The organism is Rhizobium zaerense (assembly GCF_051810725.1).
Lineage (GTDB): Bacteria > Pseudomonadota > Alphaproteobacteria > Rhizobiales > Rhizobiaceae > Rhizobium > Rhizobium leguminosarum_I.
This window is the reverse complement of sequence record NZ_CM132690.1, coordinates 3,921,493-3,941,981: the sequence shown is the minus strand read 5'-3', so window position 1 is coordinate 3,941,981 and position 20,489 is coordinate 3,921,493. Positions and strand designations below refer to the sequence as shown.

The 20,489-nt window shown below is 62.4% G+C and carries 18 protein-coding genes and 1 pseudogene; 11 read left to right on the top strand and 8 right to left on the bottom strand.

The window, feature by feature from the left end; translation table 11 throughout:
- Positions 1-22 precede the first annotated feature (22 nt).
- Positions 23-2,403: pseudogene (locus tag ACS4RR_RS19290) on the top strand (methyl-accepting chemotaxis protein).
- 131 nt (positions 2,404-2,534) lie between these two features.
- On the top strand, positions 2,535-3,050 hold the full coding sequence (locus ACS4RR_RS19285; protein WP_456189146.1) for a P-loop nucleotide/nucleoside kinase family protein: 516 nt from the start codon (positions 2,535-2,537) through the stop codon (positions 3,048-3,050).
- 54 nt (positions 3,051-3,104) lie between these two features.
- On the opposite strand, the gene ACS4RR_RS19280 is transcribed toward ACS4RR_RS19285, so the two are convergent.
- Complete coding sequence (locus ACS4RR_RS19280; protein WP_222386175.1) at positions 3,105-3,572, bottom strand: cupin domain-containing protein; 468 nt, start codon at positions 3,570-3,572, stop codon at positions 3,105-3,107.
- Between the two features lie 428 nt (positions 3,573-4,000).
- Here ACS4RR_RS19280 and ACS4RR_RS19275 point away from each other — a divergent pair, with 428 nt between their 5' ends.
- Complete coding sequence (locus tag ACS4RR_RS19275; protein WP_260057785.1) at positions 4,001-4,819, top strand: sugar phosphate isomerase/epimerase family protein; 819 nt, start codon at positions 4,001-4,003, stop codon at positions 4,817-4,819.
- A gap of 250 nt (positions 4,820-5,069) precedes the next feature.
- Here ACS4RR_RS19275 and ACS4RR_RS19270 read toward each other — a convergent pair whose 3' ends face one another.
- The gene (locus ACS4RR_RS19270; RefSeq protein WP_456189145.1) at positions 5,070-6,113 is read right to left on the bottom strand and encodes a zinc-dependent alcohol dehydrogenase family protein; all 1,044 of its coding nucleotides are present in this window, start codon (positions 6,111-6,113) and stop codon (positions 5,070-5,072) included.
- Between the two features lie 249 nt (positions 6,114-6,362).
- On the opposite strand from ACS4RR_RS19270, the gene ACS4RR_RS19265 reads away from it, so the two are divergent.
- Positions 6,363-7,250: a branched-chain amino acid aminotransferase gene (locus ACS4RR_RS19265; RefSeq protein ID WP_017963482.1), complete on the top strand. Its 888-nt coding sequence runs from the start codon at positions 6,363-6,365 to the stop codon at positions 7,248-7,250.
- Between the two features lie 280 nt (positions 7,251-7,530).
- On the opposite strand, the gene ACS4RR_RS19260 is transcribed toward ACS4RR_RS19265, so the two are convergent.
- Positions 7,531-8,433 carry a LysR family transcriptional regulator gene (locus tag ACS4RR_RS19260; RefSeq protein ID WP_130661227.1) on the bottom strand — a complete coding sequence of 301 codons (903 nt, stop codon included), beginning with the start codon at positions 8,431-8,433 and terminating at the stop codon, positions 7,531-7,533.
- A gap of 138 nt (positions 8,434-8,571) precedes the next feature.
- Between ACS4RR_RS19260 and ACS4RR_RS19255 the strand changes: the two genes are divergently transcribed.
- The 4 genes from ACS4RR_RS19255 to nadE all read left to right on the top strand — a co-directional run bounded on the left by ACS4RR_RS19255 (position 8,572) and on the right by nadE (position 13,967).
- Positions 8,572-9,846 (top strand): HlyD family secretion protein, encoded by a 1,275-nt coding sequence (locus tag ACS4RR_RS19255; protein WP_456189144.1) that lies wholly within the window; start codon positions 8,572-8,574, stop codon positions 9,844-9,846.
- A gap of 98 nt (positions 9,847-9,944) precedes the next feature.
- A complete protein-coding gene (locus tag ACS4RR_RS19250) occupies positions 9,945-11,564 on the top strand; it encodes an MDR family MFS transporter (RefSeq protein WP_456189143.1) in 1,620 nt (539 codons plus the stop codon).
- Positions 11,565-11,594: 30 nt separating this feature from the next.
- Positions 11,595-12,800 (top strand): adenylate/guanylate cyclase domain-containing protein, encoded by a 1,206-nt coding sequence (locus tag ACS4RR_RS19245; protein WP_456189142.1) that lies wholly within the window; start codon positions 11,595-11,597, stop codon positions 12,798-12,800.
- A 333-nt stretch (positions 12,801-13,133) separates the two neighbouring features.
- On the top strand, positions 13,134-13,967 hold the full coding sequence (nadE, locus tag ACS4RR_RS19240) for an NAD(+) synthase (RefSeq protein ID WP_017963487.1): 834 nt from the start codon (positions 13,134-13,136) through the stop codon (positions 13,965-13,967).
- Positions 13,968-14,008: 41 nt separating this feature from the next.
- Here the strand turns inward: nadE and gstA are convergent, their stop codons facing one another.
- Complete coding sequence (gene gstA / locus ACS4RR_RS19235) at positions 14,009-14,692, bottom strand: glutathione transferase GstA (protein WP_260110460.1); 684 nt, start codon at positions 14,690-14,692, stop codon at positions 14,009-14,011.
- 117 nt (positions 14,693-14,809) lie between these two features.
- Between gstA and ACS4RR_RS19230 the strand changes: the two genes are divergently transcribed.
- Positions 14,810-15,424 (top strand): TetR/AcrR family transcriptional regulator, encoded by a 615-nt coding sequence (locus ACS4RR_RS19230; RefSeq protein ID WP_222386179.1) that lies wholly within the window; start codon positions 14,810-14,812, stop codon positions 15,422-15,424.
- Here ACS4RR_RS19230 and ACS4RR_RS19225 read toward each other — a convergent pair.
- Positions 15,421-16,656 (bottom strand): multidrug efflux MFS transporter, encoded by a 1,236-nt coding sequence (locus ACS4RR_RS19225; RefSeq protein ID WP_222386180.1) that lies wholly within the window; start codon positions 16,654-16,656, stop codon positions 15,421-15,423. The two genes, ACS4RR_RS19230 and ACS4RR_RS19225, sit on opposite strands and share 4 nt — an antisense overlap.
- A 427-nt stretch (positions 16,657-17,083) precedes the next feature.
- On the opposite strand from ACS4RR_RS19225, the gene ACS4RR_RS19220 reads away from it, so the two are divergent.
- Positions 17,084-17,428 (top strand): nuclear transport factor 2 family protein, encoded by a 345-nt coding sequence (locus tag ACS4RR_RS19220; protein ID WP_170280373.1) that lies wholly within the window; start codon positions 17,084-17,086, stop codon positions 17,426-17,428.
- 17 nt (positions 17,429-17,445) lie between these two features.
- Here the strand turns inward: ACS4RR_RS19220 and ACS4RR_RS19215 are convergent, their stop codons facing one another.
- From ACS4RR_RS19215 to ACS4RR_RS19205, 3 genes are all read right to left on the bottom strand, one after another.
- Entirely contained in the window at positions 17,446-18,177 is a 732-nt protein-coding gene (locus ACS4RR_RS19215; protein WP_017963492.1) for a sulfite exporter TauE/SafE family protein, read from the bottom strand.
- A 158-nt stretch (positions 18,178-18,335) separates the two neighbouring features.
- Positions 18,336-18,989: a class I SAM-dependent methyltransferase gene (locus tag ACS4RR_RS19210; RefSeq protein WP_017963493.1), complete on the bottom strand. Its 654-nt coding sequence runs from the start codon at positions 18,987-18,989 to the stop codon at positions 18,336-18,338.
- A gap of 108 nt (positions 18,990-19,097) precedes the next feature.
- Positions 19,098-19,424, bottom strand: coding sequence for a hypothetical protein (locus ACS4RR_RS19205; protein ID WP_260110461.1), 327 nt, complete (start codon positions 19,422-19,424; stop codon positions 19,098-19,100).
- A gap of 226 nt (positions 19,425-19,650) precedes the next feature.
- Between ACS4RR_RS19205 and ACS4RR_RS19200 the strand changes: the two genes are divergently transcribed.
- Complete coding sequence (locus tag ACS4RR_RS19200; protein ID WP_003569477.1) at positions 19,651-20,253, top strand: superoxide dismutase; 603 nt, start codon at positions 19,651-19,653, stop codon at positions 20,251-20,253.
- Positions 20,254-20,489 lie beyond the last annotated feature (236 nt).

Sequence of the window (20,489 nt, the reverse complement as noted above, 5' to 3'; positions counted from 1 at the left end):
GCCCGCTCGAGGAGGTAAGCGCATGCAGTTCAAATCGGCGACCGGACGCAACATTTTTTCCGTGGCGGCCTGCGGTGTCATCGCCACGATCGCGGCATCGGGCGTTCTTTTTTACATCGCCTATAACGATATGCGCAAATCGAGCCTCGACGAGATGCTCCAGATCGCTGCCGCCAACGCGCTGAACATCGAGAAATCCATGAGCGTGGCGCTCGGCATCGTCAATGCGTTGGAAACGTCGCTGTCGACGATGAAGGACGGCGGAAACGCCAATCGTGCGGCTGCCGACGACCTGCTGAAAAACATGCTGCAGGATAATCCGATGGCGCTTGGTGTTTGGACCGGTTGGGAACCGAATGCTTTCGACGGCAAGGACAAGGATTTCGTCGGCAAGGAAGGCCACGACACGACCGGCCGCTACCTGCCCTACTGGGTCAGGAGTGGCGACAAGATCCAGCACACGCCGCTGGTCGATTATGGCGTGTCGGGCGCCGGCGACTACTACCAGCTTCCCTTTACTCAGAAGAAGACCGTCGTCATCGAGCCCTATGTCTACGCGGTCGACGGCAAGGACGTGCTGATGACCTCGGTCGCCAAGCCGATCATCGTCGCCGGCAAGGCGCTCGGCGTCGCCGGCATGGACATTTCGCTCGACGACGCCAACAAGGCGATCTCGGCAGTCCATCCGATGGAGACCGGCTATCTCAGCCTGGTGACGGGCGCCGGCAGCATCATCAGCCATCCCTCCACCGAACTCGCAGGCAAGAATATCAAGGACGGCGGTGATTTGACCGCCGGCTGGGATCAGTTGATCGCCAAGCCCGGAATAGAGCAGGAGATCGCAGGCCCGGACGGCCAGACCTATTTCTCGGTCGCCTATCCGGTAAAGCTCACGGCTGACCTCAACTGGTATGCCGTCGTTTCGGTGCCTAAATCCACCGTCTTTGCCCAACTGAACAACATGGCCTGGAGCGCCGTTGCGATCACCGCCATCGCTGCCCTCCTGCTCGGTCTCGCAGGCTGGCTCATTGCCCGCAAATTCATCCGCCGCATAGAGGGCGTGATCGCCGAGACCGATCGTATCGCCCATGGCCAGCTCGACGTGCAATTGAACGACAAGAATGCCAAAGACGAAATCGGCGACCTCTCGCGTTCCCTCGCCATCCTGCTCGAAAACAATCGCCAGAAGATCAAGCTCGAAGCCGATGCAGAAACCTTCCGGTCCCGCGAAGAGATTGAACGACAGCAACGTTCCGTCCTCCACGCCGCCCGCGAGGATTCGATCAAGTTCGCGGTGAGCGAACTCGGCAACGGACTGGCCAGCCTTTCCAATGGAGACATGACCATCCGGCTGGAAAAGCCATTCGCCGACTCCCTTGACGAAATACGCGTCGATTTCAACGCGTCTGTCGAAAAGCTCCAGGCGGCGCTGATTTCCTTCTCCGAAAACGCTGCCGTCATCCAGGCCGGTTCGGAAGAAATCCGCTCGGGCGCCGACGATCTCGCCCGCCGCACCGAACAGCAGGCCGCTTCCGTCGAGGAGACTGCCGCCGCGCTCGAGCAGATCACCACCTCGGTCAAGGACTCCACCCTTCGCGCCGAGGAGGCGGGAACGCTCGTCAGCCGCACCAAGGATGGTGCGGAAAAGTCCGGAGAGGTGGTGCGCAATGCCGTCGATGCCATGACCGGCATCGAGCAATCCTCGCAGTCGATCTCCAACATCATCGGCGTGATCGACGATATTGCCTTCCAGACCAACCTGCTGGCCCTCAATGCAGGCGTCGAGGCAGCGCGCGCGGGGAGGCCGGCAAGGGTTTTGCCGTCGTCGCACAGGAAGTGCGTGAGCTCGCGCAGCGCTCGGCGACCGCCGCCAAGGAGATCAAGGCGCTGATCACCTCGTCCGGCGCACGGGTCAAGCGTGGCGTCGATCTCGTCGGCCAGACTGGCAAGGCGCTGCAGGCGATCGTTGCCGAGGTCCAGCAGATCAACAGCAATGTCCAGGCGGTCGTCCAGGCCGCCCGTGAACAGTCGACGGGTCTTCTGGAGATCAACACGGCGGTCAACCAGATGGACCAGTCGACCCAGAAGAATGCCGCAATGGTCGAGGAATCGAATGCCGCCTCGCACACGCTGGTGACGGAGGTGTCTGCCCTCTCGGAGCGTCTGGCACAGTTCAATCTCGGCCAGGCGGCCAACGCGGCTCCTGCCGCGCGGACGACTGCCAGGCCGTTGGCGCGCCCGGTCGCGGCGACGCCTGCGGCGCGCAGATCGGTTCCCGCCTCGGCCACCGACCACGCCAGGCCCGCTCCGTCACCGGCCCGCGCACTCGGCGGCAAGCTCGCAGCCGCCTTCGGCACGTCGGCCGCACCGGCTTCGACCGAGGGCAACTGGGAAGAGTTTTAGTCTTGAGGCTGGTGGTGAAAACCCAATGCTGACGAAGGAATTGCGAACCGGGGCTTAATGGTGAAGTATTGCACGACCGTGAGCTGCTTTGACGTTCTCGGGAAGCTTCTCCAATCAACGCCGAGGTCACGATGCTCATTATCTTTGGCGGTCTGCCTGGCAGTGGAAAGACGACGATTGCCCGCGCTTTGGCCGAGCGGTTGAATGCGGTCCATGTGCGCGTCGATACCATCGAGCAGGCAATCCGTGCCTCCGGAATAGCCGATGATGCCGGGCCTGCCGGCTATATCGCGGCTTGTGGTATTGCCGGAGACAATCTGACCCTCGGCAGGACCGTTATCGCCGACTCCGTCAATCCGCTCTGGATAACCAGGTCAGCATGGCGTTCGGTCGCGCAGGCTGCCGGGGTGGCAGCGGCGGAGGTCGAGATCGTTTGCTCGGACAAAGCCGAGCACCGCAAGCGTGCTGAAACGCGCCTCACCGACGTCGAAGGTCTGGTGAAGCCGACATGGCAGGAGATTTCCGAAAGAGCCTATGACGAATGGCACGATGCAATCGTCATCGATACAGCTTCGAAAACGGTCGACGCCGTTTTGGACGAACTGGTGAGCCGATTGAAATCGGCTCCTGCCAAAAGCCTAGCATAACCGACGAAGGAACGCATGATGCCGTCCGAAAAACGGCATCATGCGCTCACGCCGTCACGCCGCGAGAATAGTAATCCCGTATGCATTGGCCGCCGCCGTCATGCGGGCAATGGTTTCCGCCGAAGGGCTGGCCTTCGGGGGCTCGGTCGCGCCTTCCGCTTCGATGAACTCGGCCATATCTCGATCGACGACCGCGGAAAAGACCACGGGTACGGTTCCGCGGTTGGAATAGCCGTGCACCATGAAGGGCGGGATGGTGACGATGTCGCCGGCGCTGGCCTCGATCTCTTCGGGGCCGCTGTCGCTCAGGCGCCAGATCGTTAGGTTTCCCTCGATGATGCGGAACACTTCCGGGCTCGCATGCGCATGTTTCGGCGTTCGGCTGCCTGATGGCACGGTGACATCGAATATATTGAGCCAGGTTCCGCTGATCCTAAGCCGCCGCTCGACCCGGTCGCCGAGGACGAAAAACCGCTTGGCCTCGTCGCTTGCTGGCATTTTCACAAATGAGTTGGACATCATGTCTCTTTCTTTTTCTTACGGGCTTTTTCTTGCGGGCGCAGCCGTTAGACCTTTGCAACGCCTTTGACAACCCGCCCTGTCGTTGGGGGTAACATCGCCGAGCGCTTTCATAGAAGCGCGCTATATCAGCCGAAGCGCTGAACAAACGGCTCCATTGCCAGGGGTTCAACGCCGCTCGCGCGCCACTGCGTCACGAGACTGTCGGGGCCGATATCGGTACTTCGGGGCGTTTCCGCAAGTCCGCCAATGCCACATCAGCTATGCGGAAATGACTGAGGCCGGAGGGGTTCGAAAGGTTCTGCGCCTGTAATACCGCCGACACAGAAGGGGTGCATAGAACGCGGCGGCTGTTCTTGGCCTTCCCTGCGGCCGTCCTTCCACGCCGTCCCGGCATTTACATTGATCATTCACATTGATGGAGCGCATCCATGTCCTCTCTTCCCGTCGTCGGCGCCGCCATGACGCTCGATGAAGTCGAACTTCACCGTGAGTGGCTCTTCGAAAAGTCCCGCGATCTCGAATTGCAGAGCTTCATCGATGCCGAGGTTCTGAACGGCGATTGGGCGCCGCTTGCCGCCCGCGCCAGGCGGCTTCTCGACGGTCATGGCGGCCGCCTCGGCATTCACGGCCCCTTCTGGGGCTTCACCATCGCCTCGGAAGATCCCGATATCCGCGCCATCGTCACAAAACGCCTGCTGCAGGGCCTCGATGTCTGCGCCGCCATCGGCGCGACTCATATGGTCATCCACAGCCCCTATACGTCCTGGTCCTACAACAATCTCGACGACAATGCCGGCGCCCGTGAAGCGTTGGCCGAGCGCACGCACGTGACCCTGCGCGACGCCGTCAGGCGCGCCGAGGATATCGGCTGCACCATGGTCATCGAGAACATCGAGGACAAGGATCCGCATAGTCGCGTGGCGCTTGCCGAGAGCTTCCAATCGCCTGCCGTCGCCGTCTCGATCGATACCGGCCACGCCCATTATGCCCATGGCTATACCGGTGCGCCGCCGGTCGATTATTACGTCAAGGCCGCCGGCAATCGCCTCCAGCATGTCCACCTGCAGGATGCCGACGGCTATGCCGACCGCCACTGGAGCCTCGGCGAAGGCACGATCCGCTGGCATGCCGTTTTCGCGGCCCTTGCCAAGCTCGAAAGCAACCCGCGCCTCATCATCGAGATCAAGGACAAGTCGAAGATCCCGGCTTCTGCTGCCTATCTCGCCTCGATCGGTCTGGCTGAATAAGGTCTGTTGCAAAGCGGCCTGGCTCCCTCTTCTCCCCTCGGGGAGAAGGTGCCCGTAGGGCGGATGAGGGGGCCGCACGGCAGAACATTTACTATTGCCCTTCGCTTGCGCTCAGCGCATTCGCGGCTTTGCCGCTCACCCCCTCATCGCCTCGCTATCGCTCCGGCACTTCTCCCCGCTGGGGAGAAGAGGACAGTGGCGCCGCTTTGCTCCTCCCCTACTCGCCACGAGCGGGCAGGGCGGAACTCGCTCACGAAAACCGGGTAATCACGCTGATCCCTGTGGCCTCAGCCTTGTCGAGCGCCATCAGTGCCGGCACGGCCTCCTGGAGGCTGACGCGGCGTCCGATCAGCTTCTGCGGTGCGATCTTTCCGGCCGAAAGCATCGACAACATGGCGTCGTAACGCCAGGCCTGCATGCCGTGGCTGCCGTAGATTTCCAGTTCGTGGCCGATCACCTGCGCCATTGGAATCTGCGGCGTAGCGTGCTCGCCGAGCATCAGCCCCACCTGCACATGCCGCCCGCGCCGGCGCAGGTTCTTGATCGAGTTGAAGCAGGTGACGGGATGGCCGAGCGCGTCGATCGAGACATGCGCGCCGCCCTTGGTGATCTCGCGGACTGCCTCCGCCACGTCGGCGACGCCTGACGCATTGACCGTCGCCACCGCCCCGCACTCCCGCGCAAAGGCGAGCTTCTCCTTGGATATATCGATGCCGATCGCATTCGCCCCGAGCGCTGTGGCGATCATGATTGCCGACAGGCCGACACCGCCGCAGCCATGCACGGCGATCCATTCGCCGGGCCCGGTGCGCGCCTGGTCGGCGACGGCGCGAAACGAGGTGGCGAAGCGGCAGCCGAGGCTTGCCGCCGTCGCATCGTCGATCGTATCGGGCAGGTGCACCAGATTGGTGTCGGCATAATCGATCGCCACATATTCGGCAAACGACCCCCAATGGGTAAAGCCCGGCTGGAACTGGTTCGGGCAGACCTGCTGGTTACCGGAATGGCATTCGCTGCAATGGCCGCAGCCGGAAACGAAGGGCACGGTCACCCGGTCGCCGACCTTGAAGCGCATCACGCCGCGGCCGGTGGCGACGATCCGCCCGGCAAGCTCGTGTCCCGGCACATGCGGCAGCCGGATATCGGGGTCGTGGCCCATCCAGCCGTGCCAGTCGCTGCGGCAGAGCCCGCTGGCGCCGACCGCTATGACCACACCGTCCTCGGCCGGCGTCGGATCGGCAACGGTACGGATCTCCGGCGCCTGTTCGAAGGCTTCGTAAAACATGGCTTTCATCGGCGTCTTCCCTTGCTGCTTATTCCGAGATTGCACCCATCATGGCATGCGGCAAGCGGCCATTCCAACATTCCATTCCATCATTTTTGCTGATGGACCCATCGATGAAGCCCGTGTGATAGCGCACGAATATTGCGGCATCGCACCCGCTTCCGGCATTTTCTTGCTTCCGCGTTTCTTGTCCCGATTTGTCCTTGACCCGCCTTGCCGCGGCGGTTTTTCCTTCTCCGCCTTCAGGAGGAAACCATCATGGCCGTCGATACATCACCCCGTTCAACCACTTGGACTCATGTCGACGGGGAGTGGCTGCCCGGCAATCCGCCGCTGATCGGGCCGACCTCGCATGCCATGTGGCTCGGCTCCACGGTCTTCGACGGCGCCCGCTGGTTCGACGGCATCGCGCCGGATCTCGACCTGCACTGCCAGCGCATCAACCGCTCGGCGCTCGCCATGGGCTTGAAGCCGGTGAAATCAGCCGAGGAGATCGTGGCACTTGCCTGGGAAGGTGTTGCGAAATTCGATGGCGACACGCCGATCTACATCAAGCCGATGTATTGGGGCGAACACGGTTCTCCGGGCAGCGTCGTCTCGGTCGATGGGGAATCGACCCGCTTCGCGCTCTGCCTGTTCGAGGCGCCGATGGGCGGCCATGGCGGCACCAGCCTCACCGTCTCGCCCTATCGCCGCCCGTCGCCGGAAACGGCGATGACCGAGGCGAAGACCGGCTCGCTCTATCCCAACAGCGGCCGCATGATCGCCGAGGCGCGCAGCCGCGGTTTCGACAACGCGCTGGTGCGCGACCTCAACGGCAACGTCGTCGAGACCGCCTCGTCGAACGTCTTCATGGTCAAGGACGGCGTGGTGATGACACCCGCCGCCAATCGCACTTTCCTCGCCGGCATTACGCGTTCCCGCGTCATCGGCCTGCTGCGCAAGGCCGGCTTCGACGTGCATGAAGCAACGCTCTCCGTTGAAGATTTCATGCAAGCCGACGAGATCTTCACCACCGGCAACTATTCCAAAGTCGTCGGCGTCATCCGCCTCGACGACCGCGACCTCCAGGAAGGTCCAGTCACCCGCAAGGCGCTGGAACTCTACATGGACTGGGCCTTCGGCCGCAGCGAGAGTGAAGAGTGAGGAGAGGTCCCGCAGAGCGGGAGCAATCGATCCAGTGAATCGATTGCAACGACGAACGCCCGGAGCGCAAGCGCAGGGCAGGGGCGGTTCGGCGAAGCCGAAGCAATCGATCCAGTGAATCGATTGCAGCGACGAACGCCCGAAGCGCAAGCGCAGGGCCGGGGCGGCCGCCTCTCGCAGAACTGAGATCCGCATCCACCCCCCTCTGCCCTGCCGGGCAGAGGGGGTGCCACCTTACACCGAGCCCGACGCCAAGAGCAGGCCTACCCACACGCACCCTTCACGTCATCCACTTCCGATGCTCCGCAAATCTCTCCGCCAAGAGGTCGATGAACAGCCGCACCTTCGTCGGCAGATGGCTGCGGTTGGGATAAACCGCGTTGATATTGAATTCCACCGGCCGGTAGTCCGGCATGATCTTCACCAGCCGCCCCTCGGCGATGTCGTCGAACACCACGAAACTCGGCGCCAGGAAGATGCCGCGCCCGGTCAGCGTCAGGAAACGCAGCATCTCGGCGCTGTTTGAGACGACATTGCCGCTGATCTTGACGCTCTCCTTGTTGCCCTCGCCATCCTCGAAGCGCCATTCGTCGCCATATGGGTAATAGGCATATTGCAGGCAATTGTGATCGGCGACTTCGGCCGGCGTCTTCGGCATCGGATGGCTCTCGAAATAGGCCGGCGAGCAGACGAGCATATGGCGCCAGGGCGTCAGCTTGCGGGCGACGAGCGATGAATCCGGCGGTGGTACCGTGCGCATCACCAGGTCGTATCCATCCTCGATCATGTCGACCATCCGCTCGCCGACGCTGAAATCGAGTGCGATCGACGGATAGAGCTCCATAAATTCGCTGACGACAGGCAGCAGGAAACGCACGATGGCGCTACTGGTGTAGACCTTCAGCGTGCCGCGCGGCGTCGTGCTCAGCGCGCCCGCCGTCCGGTCCGCCTCATCGAGTTCGGCCAGGATCTGTGACGAACGCTCATAATAATATTTGCCGGTTTCCGTCAGGCTGACCTTGCGCGTCGTGCGGTTAAGCAGCCGCACACCGAGCCGGTCCTCCAGCGATTGCACGTGGTTGCCGACCATCGTGACGGACATGTTGAGCCGGCGCGCGGCGGCGGAAAAACCGCCGCATTCGACCACGCGGCCAAAGACTGTGAGGCTTGTCAGCCGATCCATATTGCCCTCGGATTATCCGCTGAGAGTTGATGATCCTTCCCGATTTAAGCAGATTATCAAAATGAATGTCAGGGTGCATTTTCCTTCGCATCGAACGGGGCCTCTCACAGAGGAGGCCAACGCTGAAGGAGAGTTAGGATGGTCGAGTTACCCCACAGGCAAGTTTTCGAAAGTGCGAGGCAAGCCGAGCAGATGCTGGCCGAGGAAGCCGCCAGGGCGCCTTCCGCCGAGGCGGCTCCTGTCTCCGAAGCGCCGGCTGCTGCACCACCGGCCACCGAAGCACCGGTTGCGGAAACTCCCAAAAAGACCGGCCGCCGCATCGTCAAGCGCGCCGTCCTTGCCGCCGCCCTGCTTGTCGGCGTCGCTTTCGCAGGCGATTTCGGCTACCGCTACTGGACGGTCGGCCGCTTCATCGAATCCACCAACGATGCCTATGTGAAGGCCGATTACACCACCGCCGCCCCGAAGATCGCCGGCTATGTCAGCCAAGTGCTGGTCAACGACAATGACGCTGTCAAGGCCGGCCAGGTTCTCGCTCGCATCGATGATCGCGACTTCCAGGCCGCACTGTCGCAGGCGAAGGCCGATGTGAAGGCAGCCGAAGCCGCCATCACCAATATCGACGCCCAGATCGCCCTGCAGCAGTCGGTGATCGAGCAGGCCAAGGCGACGATCGATGCCTCGCAGGCCTCGCTGGATTTCGCCGTGTCCGATGCCGCCCGCTCGGCCCGCCTGATCACCAACGGCGCCGGCACCCAGTCTCGCGCCGAGCAGACCCAGTCAGCCCGAGACCAGGCCGCTGCCGCCCTCGAGCGCGACCGGGCGGCCCTCGTCACGGCTCAGAATAGGGTGCCGGTGCTTCAGACTGAGCGCGAACAGACGGTTGCCCAGCGTGACCGTGCGGTGGCGGCCGCCCATCAGGCAGAACTCAACCTCTCCTATACCGACATCGTCGCCGCCGTCGACGGCACGGTCGGCGCCCGCTCGATCCGAGTCGGCCAATATGTCACCTCGGGCACGCAGCTGATGGCGGTCGTGCCGCTGCACGCGGTCTATATCGTCGCCAATTTCAAGGAGACGCAGCTGACCTATATCAGCCCCGGCCAGTCGGTCGAGATCAAGGTCGACAGCTTTCCCGATATCTCGATCAGGGGTCATGTCGACAGCGTTTCGCCGGCAAGCGGGCTGGAATTCTCGCTGCTGCCGCCGGACAATGCCACCGGCAACTTCACCAAGATCGTCCAACGCATCCCGGTCAAGATCGTCATTGATGATGAGGCTCTGAGCGGCCTGTTGCGCTCGGGCATGTCGGTCGAGCCCGAAATCGACACCAAGGCTGCCCAGACCGAAGCTGCCGAGACCAAGCCTGCCCAAGCCCCTGGAACAGCCGGATTACCCAGCCACGCTGGATGATCCTACCCTTGTTCGCCCAATTATCCCGATCATTCCCGAATGATCACCCGAACCCCGTCATGAGAAAGTTTTCCGCAAGAGCCGGAAGGAGATAGGTCATGGCCGCTCTTCAGATCGCCGCAAACGGCAATGCGCTGGCGCGCCCCGCCGCCGCAGCGCCCGCGACACCTGCCGCGCTGAGCCCGCTGCGCATGTGGGCAGCCGTTGTCGGCTCGACGCTCGGCGCCTTCATGGCGGTCCTCAACATTCAGATCGTCAATGCTTCGCTGGCCGATATCCAGGGAGCGATCGGCGCCGGCACGGATGACGGTGGTTGGATTTCCACCTCCTATCTGATCGCCGAAATCGTCGTCATTCCCTTGAGCGCTTGGCTGGCGCGCGTCTTCTCGGTCCGCAATTATCTGCTTGCTAACGCCATCCTCTTCCTGATCTTTTCCGTTGCCTGCGCCTTCGCGGCCAATCTGCAGCAGATGATCATCCTGCGCGCCATTCAGGGCTTTTCCGGCGGCGTGCTGATCCCGATGGCCTTTACCATCATCATCACGCTGCTGCCCAAGGCCAAGCAGCCGATCGGCCTTGCCCTCTTTGCCCTGTCGGCCACCTTCGCACCGGCCATCGGCCCGACGATCGGCGGTTACCTCACCGAGAATTTGGGCTGGGAATATATCTTCTATGTCAACTTGGTGCCCGGCGCGCTGATGGTCGGCATGCTCTGGGCTTCGCTCGATCGCGGGCCGATGAACCTGAAGCTGCTCGCCAAGGGCGACTGGCCGGGCATCGTCACCATGGCGATCGGCCTGGCGGCCCTGCAGACGGTGTTGGAAGAAGGCAACAAGGAAGACTGGTTCGGCTCCGATTTCATCGTCCGCCTTTCGGTCATTGCTGCCGTCTCGCTGACGCTGTTCCTGATCATCGAACTGCATGCCGCCCATCCGCTCTTGAACCTCCGCCTGTTGGTGCGCCGCAACTTCGGCTTCGGCATCGTCGCCAATTTCCTGCTCGGCATTGCGCTTTACGGCTCGGTCTTCGTGCTGCCGATCTATCTGACCCGCATCCAGGGCTATAATTCCGAGCAGATCGGCATGGTTCTCGCCTGGACCGGTATTCCGCAGCTGCTGCTGATTCCGCTGGTGCCACGGCTGATGAAGCGTTTCGATGTGCGCCTGCTGATCATCATCGGCTTTGCACTTTTCGCCGCCTCGAACTTCATGAACGTGCACATGACCGGCGATTATGCGAGCGACCAGCTGTTCTGGCCGAACATTGTCCGAGCTATCGGCCAGGCGCTCGTCTTCACGCCCCTCTCGGCGATCGCCACCGCAGGCATCGAGCAGGAGAATGCCGGCTCGGCTTCGGCGCTTTTCAACATGATGCGCAATCTCGGCGGCGCCGTCGGCATCGCCTCGCTGCAGACCTTCCTGTCGAAACGCGAACAGTTCCACTCGAATATCCTGACCAATTCGGTCTCGGTCTTCGAGGAAGCCACCCGCGATCGCATTGCCAGGCTCACCGGCTATTTCATGAGCCACGGCGTCAGCGATCAGGCGCTTGCCAGCCACAAGGCCGTCGTCGCCATCGCGCTCAAAATACGTAAGCAGGCCAATATCATGGCCTTCAGCGACACGTTCTTCCTGCTCGGCGTGGCCCTGGTCGTCGCCCTGCTTGCAAGCCTGCTTCTGAGGAAACCCGGTCAACTCTCCGGCGGCGGCGCTCACTAGCGCCTTGCGGCCCTCAAGGAGGAGAAAGCCATGACGCCAGCGATCCATGCCCCCGATATCGACAGGCTCCAGCCCAAGGCCGCCGGCTATGCCGTCAGTGTCGGCGCACTGCTCTCCATCATCGAATGGCTCTCCGGCGACGAATGCCACGCGCTCGACGAAGTCGGCCTCGTCTCCGGCCTTGGCCGCCGGCTTCAGGCGCTTGGCCTTCCGATCGACCGGTTGACGCTGCATCTGATGACCCTGCATCCCGAGTTCATCGGCCGCACCATCGCCTGGGCGCCGGGTGAACCGGTCGAGATCCATGATCGGGAACACGGCGCGCGCGTCGCCATATCAAATACGCCGCTGCGCAAGGTCATGGAAACTCGCGAGCCGCTGGTCGTCGATACCGGCGAAAGCGTGCATGGCCGCTGGCAGCATATCGATGTCTTCGCCGATCGCGGCCTGATGCAGCTCGTCATCGCGCCGCTCTGCAATGTCGACGGCCCGGTCAGCGCCGCCGTCTTCGGCACGAAGCGGCCGGGCGGCTTCACCGCCTCCGAGCGTCAGGTGATCGAGCAGATCTTGCCGGCGCTGCGCAACACCAGCGAACTGCGCATCCTTCGCCAGGTCGAGCTCAGCCTGCTCGATACCTATATCGGCCCGCTGACGGCAAGCCGCATCCTGGCCGGCCGCATCCGCCGCGACGAGATCGAATCGATGGAGGCAGCGCTGCTGCTCTGCGATCTGCGCGGCTTCACCGAGCTGTCGAACCGGCTGCCCGGCAGCACCGTGCTCGGGCTGCTGAACGCCTATTTCGACAGGATCGTACCGGCCATCACCCGCGAGGGCGGCGAAGTGCTGAAATTCATGGGCGACGCCGTGCTTGCCTTCTTCCCGGGTTATGATGCCGCCCATTCCTGCGGTGCGGCCCTGGCATCGGCCCGCGCCATCCTCGATGAGATCGACCATTTCCAATACGAGGGCATCGGCGTGAAGGCCGGAATCGCTCTGCACTACGGCGAGGTCAGCTACGGCAACGTCGGCTCCGGCCGCCGCCTCGACTTCACCCTGATCGGCGGCGACGTCAACCTGGTCAGCCGCATCCAGACCGCCTGCAGCGAACTCGGAGAAGCCTTGCTGATGTCGGCGCCGTTCCGTGAGGAAGCGCGGGCAGGGGATGTGGTGTCGGTCGGGTCGCACAGGCTGAAGGGTTTTGCCGATGCGGTCGAGCTGTTCACGATTGTGCGGTAGGTGCAAGCCCACCCAGCTGGCAGAATCCAGATTTCTGGTCCGCCCCTCATCCGCCTGCCGGCACCTTCTCCCCGCTCGCGGGGAGAAGGGATATGCCGCGACGTCTCTACTGCCTTCCACCGTTGCTTGAGGCACGTCCCCTCTCCCCGTCAGAACGGGGAGAGGGTTAGGGTGAGGGGCAGCTTTATTGCTGTGAGGTCAGGCAGTTCATTCCCAAACCCCCAACGCCCACTTGCATAAAATGCATGGCAGGTTTGCCCAAAACGGCTTCGTCCTCCCCCATCTTTTCGCCATAGTGACACCGAAATTCCGTAAGCGGGGAGGAAGAGGCCTATGACTGTGCTGTTCGACGAACAAGGCGAGATCATCCGTGAACTGGGTGTTGCCGCCGATATCGACCCTGAGCGGGAGATCGAACGGCGAACCGCTTTCCTCAAGGATTATCTCGTCGCCTCCGGCATGCGCGGCTACGTCCTCGGCATCAGCGGCGGCGTCGATTCGCTGACGGCGGCGCTGCTGGCTCAAAAGGCGGTGCGCGAGCTGCGGGAAGGCGGCCATGCGGCCGAATTCATCGCCGTGCGCCTTCCCTATGCTGTCCAGGCGGATGAGGCCGATGCGGTGAGGGCGCTGGAAACGATCGGCGCCGACCGCTCTATGGTGGTCAACATCAAGGCGCCGGCGGATGCGATGCTTGCCGCTGCGCTAAACGGCGGCCTCGCCTTTGCCGATGCTGGCCGTCAGGATTTCATCCTCGGCAATATCAAGGCGCGCCAGCGGATGATTGCCCAGTTCGCCCTTGCCGGGGCGCTTGGCAGCCTCGTCATCGGCACCGATCATGCGGCCGAGGCGGTCATGGGTTTCTTCACCAAGTTCGGCGACGGCGCCGCCGATATCCTGCCGCTCGCCGGCCTCAACAAGCGCCGCGTCCGCCTGCTGGCAAAACGGCTCGGCGCCCCGGACGAACTGGTGTTCAAGGTGCCCACAGCCGATCTCGAGGACCAGCGGCCGCTGCGCCCCGACGAGGAGGCCTATGGCGTCAGCTATGACGAGATCGACGATTTCCTCGAAGGCAAGCCGGTCGGCGAGATCGCCCGCCGCCGCATCCTCGCCGCCTATCGGGCGACAGCCCACAAGCGCGCTTTGCCGGTGGCTGTGAGCGCCCTCTGACGGTCGCCCAAGCGCGGGATGCGCGCGGACGCGACCTGGATTTACGGCCTGACCGGCTCGCCCGTCCGTCCTGACGAAGCGAGATAGGCATGCGGCGCGAAATAGACGCCGTCGGCATCGAAGGCCTCGAGGTCTTCGGCCTGCAGCGCCTCGCGCACCTTCGGCCGTGCCGCAACACGGGCCATGAAGCCGTGCAGCGCCGGCCATTGCTTGAGATCGATATCGGTCCAGGGCGACCAGTTCAGGCAGACGAAGAGATAGGCATCCGCGACTGTGAATGCATCGCCGGTGAGATAGGGTTCGGCAAGACGACCGTTCAGCCATGTCAGCCGCTTCGATATCAGCGCGCGGACCTCCCTATGAACGCTGGAATAAATCGGATTGAAGAGCAGCACCATCGGCTTGTGCAGCTCGGCGGTGATGAAGTTGAGATAGGATTGCACCTCGTTGCGGCGGATATTGCCGAGCTCAGGCAAAAGGGCTGCTCCTTCGGGCACACTGTCGGCGAGGAACTGCACGATCGCCGGCCCCTCGGTCAGCACTTTGCCATCGTCGAGCATCAGCGCCGGCACATATCCGTTGCCGTTGATCGCGAGATAATCCTCGCCGGTGCTCGTCCTGTGGGTCTGCCGGTCGACCGGAACGAGCTCGATATCGAGCCCGAGCTCCCGGCAGATGATGTGCGGCGAAAGCGAACAGGCGGCTGCGTGCATATAAAGTTTCATTGCGGTTTCCTCTCCTTATGGAGGCGGTCGATGCCGACTCCGTCGATAGCGTTGAACATTTGTACTGTTTCGTATAAAATAACCCTCGTCAAGAATTTAATGCGAAACGGTACAAATATGAAGGACGAGAAGAAGCGCGGCCGCCCGCGGGCCTTCGATGCCAAGGCGGCGCTCGGCAAGGCACGGGATGTCTTCTGGGACAGGGGGTTTGCCGCCGCCTCGCTCGATAATCTGAGTGCGGCGACCAACCTCAACCGCCCGAGCCTTTACGGCGCCTTCGGCGACAAGGAGGATCTCTATCTCGATACGCTGGAGGGCTATCGGCAGGACGGCATGAATACGCTCGCCGAGGCGCTCGACCCGTCACTGCCGCTGCGCGACAATATCGCCCGCGTCTATGCCGGTGCGCTGGCGATCTATCTGCATGGCGAAACCGCGGCCCGCGGCTGTCTGCTGATCGGCACGGCATCGGCCGAGGCGGTCCAGCATGAGCGGGTCCGCGAGGTGCTCGGCCGCAGTCTCAACGATTTCGACGACGAGATTGAAAAGCGCATGCGCCTTGGCATGGAAAGAGGCGAGCTTCCCCAAAGCGCCGATCCGCAGATGCTTGCCAGGCTTGCCTCCGCCGTCATGCATTCGCTCGCCGTCCGCGCCCGTGCCGGCGACAGCCGCGAGACGCTGGAAGCGATTGCCCGCTCGGGCGTCGAGCTGATCTGTGGGAAAGCCCTTTAGCCGGATGTCTTAGGATCCCGCGGCCGTACCATCCAGGCATAGGCCGCGCCGACGACAAGCAGCACGGAGGTGCCGAGGAAAACCGCCCGCATGCCGATATGGCCGCCGACAAAGCCGCCAAGGATGGGGCCGGCCACCTGGCCGACATATTGCGAGGAAATCGAAAGCCCGAGAATGCTGCCGGCCGCACTATCCGGCACGCTGTGCCGGATGACCGCGGCGATGCAGGGCAGCAGCCCGCCGAGCGCCACACCCATCAGGAAACGCAGGATGATCAGCTGCCAGGAACTGGTGACGAAGGCCTGCGGTATCAGCAGCAGCCCGGCGACGGCGAGCGCGCCTGCAATCACCGGCCAATGGCCGATCCTGTCGGCGAGCTTGCCGAGCCATGAGGCCGACAGAATGCTGCCAAGGGCAGCCGCCGACATGACGATGCCCGATATCATCGTCACCTGGGATTCGACGGGCACGAGCTGCGCGACATAGACCGTGATGATCGGCTCGATCGACATATTGGCGAACATCAGCAGCATGCCTGTCGCCAGCATGGCGATGACAGGCCGCTTGTCGGCGATCGATTTCCAGCCGCCGCTGGCCTTAGCCGCCTGCTTGCGGGCTGGCGACTTCTCCTCTTTGATCAGCAAGGATGTGGCGAGAAAAGCAAGGAAGATCATGCCGCCGGCGGCAAGAAACGTGCCGCGGATGCCGATGACGGGCGGCAGCGCCCCGCCGATCAGCGGCCCGACGAGATTGCCCGCCATGATGCCGGAGGAGAGCACGCCGAGCGCCCAGGCCGAACGGTCCTTCGGCGTCTGCGTCGCCACCAGCACCATCGAGCCGGAGGCATAACCGCCGGCAAGCCCGACGAAAAGGCGCAGCGCCACCAGCTGCCAGACGTTGCCGGCCATGCCCATCAGCGAGATCGCCAGCGTCATGCCGAGGCTGGCGCGCACCAGCATCAGCTTGCGGCCGTAAATATCGCCGAGCCGGCCCCAGAGCGGCGCGACGAGAGCCGCGGCGAAGAAGGTGGCGCCATAGGCGATGCCCGACCATTGCACGATGTCAGCATGGTCGCTGACGCCGAGTTCCTCGACATAAAGCGGCAGGAAGGGAAGCAGCAGCGTCATCGCCACGATCGTGGTGAAGGAGCCGATCAGCGAGATGGTAAGGTTGCGCTTCCAGAAGACCGAGCCCGGCCTGGCGCTAGCGGCGTCCAATTGCGTATCGGTCATTCTCTCGGCCTCGGCATTGATTCTACAGCGCCGCGCGTCTTTTAAGGCGCGCAAAGGACGCTGTAACACATTGAAATCTGCATATTTCCTCAAATCGGTTCCGATTTGAGGAAATATGCGGCAGGCGAAGTTCCGCCGCGCCTAATGAAACGATGTGTTCTTTACCGCGGCGAGGAGATCGGCGCAGTGAATCTGTCCTGAGATCGAGCTTTCGATGTCGAGCGCATGGGCCTTAGCGGCGGATGCGCCCGTCGTTCCAGGGCGGGCACGCGCTGATATAGCCGCGCTGTGGCCCGTCCTTCAAGACGGCGCTTCCGGGATCGGCGGCCTGTTTTTGGAAATTGCCGCTGCAATCTGGACCTTCTCAGGCAAAAGTGCTGAAGAAGACCGATTGCATTACGCAATCGGTTAATCCGAGGACATTGCCATGAGCGACATGCGCACATCCCGAGAACAGACCGTCCGTCATCTCTACGCCGCCTATCTCGACGACCGCAAGGATATCGTCGGCGCCATGTTGACCGAGGATTTCACCTTCTCCAGTCCGCGTGACGACCACATCGACCGGGCGACTTATTTCGAACGCTGCTGGCCGAAGGAGCCGGTCTTCCGCGGTTTTGACATCGAATTCCTGGCGATCCACGGCGACGAGGCGGTTGTCCGCTACCGCGCCGAAAAACGGGATGGCGGCAGCTTCCGCAATATCGAGAGCCTTCGCTTCCGCGGCGACAAGATCGAATCCGTGGATGTCTATTTCGGCCGGAATCTGTGACCCTAAAACGCAGATCTTCACAGGATCCGCATCGCCGAAGTGCCGATGATGATCATCGACACCGCCACCATCAGCGGCCGCACCGGCAGCCGCTTGACGAGGATCGCGCCGAAGGGGGCAGCGATGACGCCGCCGATGATCAGGCCGATCGCCGAATTGAGCTCCGACCAGCCAAGCGTCAGCAGGAAGGTCAGGGAAATCGTCAGTGTCACGGCGAATTCGGTGAAGTTGGTCGAGCCGATCACCCGCTTCAGGTCATGGCCGCGGCTGACGAGCGAACTAGTGACGATCGGCCCCCATCCGCCGCCGCCGATCGCATCGAGCACGCCGCCGCAGAAGCCGACGGGCGGCACCATCCAGTCGCGAACATCCCGCTTCGGCGGCGGCCGAAAGGCCTTGTAGAGGATCACCAGTCCGATCGCGATCAGATAGGCCGACACGAAGGGCTCGATCACCTTGCCGTCGATATTGGCAAGCAGATAGGCGCCGATTGCGCCGCCGATCATGCCGGCCGGTGCAAGCCGCGCCACCAGGCGCCAGTCCACGTTGCGATGATAGGCATGCGACAGGCCCGAAGCGGCGGTCGTGAACATTTCCGCCACATGCGTCATGGCGCTGGCATTGGCGGCCGGCACCCCGAAAGCGAGAAGGCTCGTCGTCGACAGCACGCCGAAGGCCATGCCGAGTGCGCCGTCGACGATCTGCGCGCAGAAACCCACGACGATGAAGACGAAGAAATCCAATGTCATGCATTCCCCTCAGACAAACGGTAGCATTACAGCGCCGCGCGTCTTTAGACGCGCAAAGGACGTTGTAACACTTTGAATTGCCGCATAACTCCTTAAGTCGATTCCGGTTTACGGAATTATGCGGCAGAACCCGCGACGCCGGGAAAAAGTTTCCGTTCTCAGCCGGCAATTCCGTGCTGCTTCAGCCGGATAATCTTGAAGAAGCCGTTCGGAAAGACCGGCAGAATACCGGCAGGAGCGAAATCACCGCGGCGCTCGGCCCAGGCGACGATGCGGTGAATACGGAAGGCGGAGGACCAGCCGATGTGACGCACCAGCGGCGCCACCGCCGTCTCGATCACGCCCTGCAGGCCGGCGCCGTCGCCAAGTTTGCTGGCAAGGATGATCTCGCCGCCCGGCCTGAGCACTCTTGCGCATTCGTCGAGCGCGCGTTCGGGCTCGGGGATCAGCGTGATGACGAAGGGCAGGCAGACAGCATCGAAAGACTGGTCGGCAAAGGTGAGCGCATGCGCATCCATCACATCAAGCGCCTGCACATGCTGCAGCTTCTCGCGTCTCGCCTTTTCGCGCGCCCGCGCGATCATGTGTTCGGAAATATCGATGCCGGTTACGCGGCAGTGGCGTGGGTAATGCCCGAGCGTCAGGCCGGTGCCGACGCCGATCTCCAGAATATCGGTGCCGGCCGCGGCGGCGAGGGCAGCAAGCTTGCGGTGGCCGTCGCGCAGGATGCCGCGATAGACCCGGTCATAGACCGGCGCCCAGCGCTGATAGATTTTCTGCTGATCTTCCGCCCTGCTGCGAAGCTCCGACATGCCTGCACCTCCCTAAAGCCCAGGCTTTCAACTCCTGAGCGTAGGCTTCGGTTCCCCAGAAATGTGACGCAAGGCACAAACCAGCACGGTGAGTAACCTCATAGCGGCCTATTTCGCCGGCGTGAGCCCGAGCTTTGTGACATCCAGCTCGCTGCCGATCTCGACGGTTTTCTTTTGCTTGTCGTAGACGCAGATCTGGGCGATCAGCCCCTTGGCGCCCTTCGGCTTGCCTGTCACCAGGGCAAGCCCGTAATGCGAGCTGCCGAAGGGATCGACGGTGGCGCTGGGCTTTTCGATCGCGACGGCCGCCTTCTTGCATTTGGCCTCGACGTCGGCGGCGAGCTGCTTCCAGGCGTCATCGGAGGAGGCATGCGCCGCACCTGCCAGCGAAAGCAAGGCGACCGCGGCGAGAGGCTGGATTATATTCCTGTTCATATCGGGGCTCCGTTGATCTCCATAACAGGCAAAGTGGTTTTCGGGGTGGGTATTCCCAATGATTTGCCCAGGCGATTTCTACGCACGACTCCAACCCTGCAACTGAGGCAAATTTTCCTCCGGCCGGGTCGTTTTTTGATAATTCGCCGGTTGCCTCTCCCCCTTTCCCCTCCTATGTTCCGCCTCACCTGCCGAGACGCAATCTATTGCCAAGAGGAGATCTGACATGGCTTTCGAATTGCCTGAACTTCCCTATGATTACGAAGCGCTTGCTCCCTTCATGTCGAAGGAAACGCTGGAGTTCCACCACGACAAGCACCACAAGGCCTATGTCGACAACGGCAACAAGCTCGCCGCCGAAGCCGGTCTTTCGGACCTTTCGCTCGAAGACGTCGTCAAGAAGTCCTTCGGCACCAATGCCGGCCTCTTCAACAACGCGGCCCAGCATTACAACCACATCCATTTCTGGAAGTGGATGAAGAAGGGCGGCGGCGGCAACAAGCTGCCGGGCAAGCTCGAAGCGGCCTTTGCCTCCGATCTCGGCGGCTACGACAAGTTCAAGGCCGATTTCGCCAATGCCGGCGCCACCCAGTTCGGCTCCGGCTGGGCCTGGGTTTCCGTCAAGAACGGCAAGCTCGAAATTTCCAAGACCCCGAACGGCGAAAACCCGCTCGTTCACGGCGCCACCCCGATCCTCGGCGTCGACGTTTGGGAACACTCCTACTACATCGACTATCGCAACGCCCGCCCGAAATATCTCGAGGCCTTCGTCGATAGCCTGATCAACTGGGACTACGTCCTGGAACGCTACGAAGAAGCCACGAAGTAAGCGGGATCAGACTCGCCGCCATGGCGGCGATGTCGTCAGCCTGTTTGAATTTCACACCCGGCGCTCCGAAAGCGCCGGGTGTTTTGTTTTCACGCGAAGCCGTCACATGCCTGTCATCGGCCGCTCCTAGAACAGGATGATTTTAGGCCGGGTCGGCCTAAAGTCTGAATCCTGTTCTAATTAAATGGTTAGAGCATGATGTCGTCCGAAAACCGCGCACACTTTTCGGCATCATG

What these genes read in the sequence shown, in the direction of transcription:
- ACS4RR_RS19285 (WP_456189146.1), top strand. Translation starts at nt 2,535, where the DNA reads ATGCTCATTATCTTTGGCGGTCTGCCTGGCAGTGGAAAGACGACGATT.
- ACS4RR_RS19280 (WP_222386175.1), bottom strand. Translation starts at nt 3,572, where the DNA reads ATGATGTCCAACTCATTTGTGAAAATGCCAGCAAGCGACGAGGCCAAG.
- ACS4RR_RS19275 (WP_260057785.1), top strand. Translation starts at nt 4,001, where the DNA reads ATGTCCTCTCTTCCCGTCGTCGGCGCCGCCATGACGCTCGATGAAGTC.
- ACS4RR_RS19270 (WP_456189145.1), bottom strand. Translation starts at nt 6,113, where the DNA reads ATGAAAGCCATGTTTTACGAAGCCTTCGAACAGGCGCCGGAGATCCGT.
- ACS4RR_RS19265 (WP_017963482.1), top strand. Translation starts at nt 6,363, where the DNA reads ATGGCCGTCGATACATCACCCCGTTCAACCACTTGGACTCATGTCGAC.
- ACS4RR_RS19260 (WP_130661227.1), bottom strand. Translation starts at nt 8,433, where the DNA reads ATGGATCGGCTGACAAGCCTCACAGTCTTTGGCCGCGTGGTCGAATGC.
- ACS4RR_RS19255 (WP_456189144.1), top strand. Translation starts at nt 8,572, where the DNA reads ATGGTCGAGTTACCCCACAGGCAAGTTTTCGAAAGTGCGAGGCAAGCC.
- ACS4RR_RS19250 (WP_456189143.1), top strand. Translation starts at nt 9,945, where the DNA reads ATGGCCGCTCTTCAGATCGCCGCAAACGGCAATGCGCTGGCGCGCCCC.
- ACS4RR_RS19245 (WP_456189142.1), top strand. Translation starts at nt 11,595, where the DNA reads ATGACGCCAGCGATCCATGCCCCCGATATCGACAGGCTCCAGCCCAAG.
- nadE (WP_017963487.1), top strand. Translation starts at nt 13,134, where the DNA reads ATGACTGTGCTGTTCGACGAACAAGGCGAGATCATCCGTGAACTGGGT.
- gstA (WP_260110460.1), bottom strand. Translation starts at nt 14,692, where the DNA reads ATGAAACTTTATATGCACGCAGCCGCCTGTTCGCTTTCGCCGCACATC.
- ACS4RR_RS19230 (WP_222386179.1), top strand. Translation starts at nt 14,810, where the DNA reads ATGAAGGACGAGAAGAAGCGCGGCCGCCCGCGGGCCTTCGATGCCAAG.
- ACS4RR_RS19225 (WP_222386180.1), bottom strand. Translation starts at nt 16,656, where the DNA reads ATGACCGATACGCAATTGGACGCCGCTAGCGCCAGGCCGGGCTCGGTC.
- ACS4RR_RS19220 (WP_170280373.1), top strand. Translation starts at nt 17,084, where the DNA reads ATGAGCGACATGCGCACATCCCGAGAACAGACCGTCCGTCATCTCTAC.
- ACS4RR_RS19215 (WP_017963492.1), bottom strand. Translation starts at nt 18,177, where the DNA reads ATGACATTGGATTTCTTCGTCTTCATCGTCGTGGGTTTCTGCGCGCAG.
- ACS4RR_RS19210 (WP_017963493.1), bottom strand. Translation starts at nt 18,989, where the DNA reads ATGTCGGAGCTTCGCAGCAGGGCGGAAGATCAGCAGAAAATCTATCAG.
- ACS4RR_RS19205 (WP_260110461.1), bottom strand. Translation starts at nt 19,424, where the DNA reads ATGAACAGGAATATAATCCAGCCTCTCGCCGCGGTCGCCTTGCTTTCG.
- ACS4RR_RS19200 (WP_003569477.1), top strand. Translation starts at nt 19,651, where the DNA reads ATGGCTTTCGAATTGCCTGAACTTCCCTATGATTACGAAGCGCTTGCT.